The sequence below is a fragment of the Mesorhizobium sp. M1338 genome (assembly GCF_040318045.1).
Lineage (GTDB): Bacteria > Pseudomonadota > Alphaproteobacteria > Rhizobiales > Rhizobiaceae > Mesorhizobium.
Map to the genome: position 1 here is coordinate 1 of NZ_JAMYLL010000120.1, position 2,007 is coordinate 2,007.

2 protein-coding genes and 1 pseudogene are annotated in these 2,007 nt (G+C 55.5%); 1 reads left to right on the forward strand and 2 read right to left on the reverse strand.

Annotation, left to right across the window (positions count from 1 at the left end):
- The first annotated feature begins 338 nt into the window (after positions 1 to 338).
- Complete coding sequence (locus NKH19_RS33175; protein WP_352983912.1) at positions 339 to 1,298, forward strand: GlxA family transcriptional regulator; 960 nt, start codon at positions 339 to 341, stop codon at positions 1,296 to 1,298.
- A gap of 51 nt (positions 1,299 to 1,349) precedes the next feature.
- Here the strand turns inward: NKH19_RS33175 and NKH19_RS33745 are convergent.
- Positions 1,350 to 1,497, reverse strand: a pseudogene (locus NKH19_RS33745) (hypothetical protein); the annotation flags it as partial.
- Between the two features lie 226 nt (positions 1,498 to 1,723).
- Positions 1,724 to 2,007, reverse strand: a 284-nt coding sequence (locus NKH19_RS33180) for a transposase domain-containing protein (RefSeq protein ID WP_352983915.1), incomplete at its 5' end; no start/stop codon positions are given.

A 2,007-nucleotide genomic window follows, 5' to 3' on the forward strand; every position in this document is an offset into this window, starting at 1 on the left:
CCGCGAAGACAACCATGCACCCGGCAGCGTCGTCTCGACGCAATTACATGCTTGACGTCCCAGCGGCGATTAGACAACCCCATCAGTTCAGCACCAGGTGAACACCGTTTGTGCACACTGGCGGTTGAGGGGTCGGTGCTCAATGTGATAGGCTTCTTCATGGCGTTGCTCTCCCCTGTGGATTCGATACCCCGAGCCTACCGCTCAAGGTGGGCAACGCCAACCAAGCTCATAATCCCCCGCCGATCTCTACAGAGGTATGTTCATCAATGCCATCATCTCGAGATGCGCTAACAATGCTAGTTATTGTTACGCAGAGTTGTAATCTAGCAACCACCATGGCTTTTATAGACCCTTTTCGCGCTGCAAACTATCTGGAGGGCGAGACTCTGTTCCAATGGAAGTTGGCTTCGTCGAAGGGCGGTGCTTGCCTGGCGAGCAACGGGGTTTCCTTTGAAACCCTTCCGCTCAAGGATGTGCTGAAAGAGCATTTTGACATCGTCCTGGTGTCATCAAGCTGGACCCCGGAAACCGTGGCAACGCCGGACTTGTTGGCGGCCCTCAGAAAATGGGCGAGGGCCGGCAGTCTAATGGTTGGCATCGATACTGGAGCATTCATACTTGCTGAAGCAGGTCTGCTTGTGGGCAAGCGCGCCACCGTTCACTACGAACATTTAAGCGCATTTCAGGAACAGAATGCTGATGTCGAAGTGAGTGAAGACATCTTCGTACGAGACGGCAACCGCTTTACGTGCAGTGGTGGCATATCCAGTAGCGACGTGGCGCTCCACATAATTGACGCAGCCTGTGGAAGTCCGTTGGCGAAAACTGCTGCCTATTACATATTCCATCCCGGGCTGAGGCAGGCGGGGGTCTCTCAAAATCCTTGCAATACGGAGCCCGTTGTGAGCAAGGCGCCAAAAACGGTTCGACGCGCCATTTCAATTATGGAGAACCATCTAGAGCATTGCATTTCGATACCCGAAATTTCCCTCCAAGTGGATATATCTCCTCGTCAACTCCACAGGCTGTTCGAATGTTACGTCGGCAAATCTCCTGCGCTTTACTATCGGGACGTTCGACTTGATCGCGCGCGGGGCTTTGTAACGCAAACTGACATGTTGCTTCATGAAATAGCAATTGCCTGTGGCTTTAGGAGTCAAGTGCATTTCAGCCGAGCCTATCGAGCGAGATTTGGCATTCAACCGAGTACAGATCGCATTGAAGGCCGCATACCATTCGAATTTCGAGCGTGGCCCCTGTATCGAAGAAGTACCCATACGAAGACGGCCGCATGATTGGCACGCGAGCGTGTGCGCTGCGGGCTTTATGATGACGTTACGTCAAGGTCAGGCGGCCTGATTGGCCGGCTTTTCGGCTTCGCGCAGGCGCTTCCATTCCCCGGGGCAGTAGTTCGTGCAGACGCGAGGCGGGAAGATCGGCAATTCGGGCCAGGCCGACGGCAAGCCAAGCTTTCGGGCCGATGTCGTTGAGGCGCGCGCGTTTATGCCGACCACCGAACTATGCCGGGCGGGCGCGTTTCCGCCAACGTTTTTTAGGAATAGCCGCTGCAGGTTCGGCACAGATTAGCTTCTCTCCGTCGCAACTTCGGTGAAGCTCAGTTGTCAGAAAGGCAATGAGCTGACACGCGCGGGGTTTGCCGGAGGCTCCAAACCTTGAGAAGGTGGAGCCATCATGAGCGTAAGCGGGTAGCTGATGCCGTTCAGCGATGGTAGTTCCAAGGCATGAGCGCCTCGATAGCGCTGTTTGGCCAGCCATTGGCGATGCGCTCGAGGGTCTGGGTGAGCCAGGCGTGCGGATCGACCTGGTTCATCTTGGCGGTGGTCAGCAGCGTGGCGATGGTGGCCCATGTCCGTCCGCCGCCGTCGCTGCCAGCGAAGAGGCTGTTCTTTCGGGTAATTGCGAAGACCGATTCATTATGCACCTCCTTTTCAAATGGCGGTGAACAGCGATTCCTGGTTGTCGTCGTGGATGCGATGCGGAGTA

What these genes read in the sequence shown, in the direction of transcription:
- NKH19_RS33175 (WP_352983912.1), top strand. Translation starts at nt 339, where the DNA reads ATGGCTTTTATAGACCCTTTTCGCGCTGCAAACTATCTGGAGGGCGAG.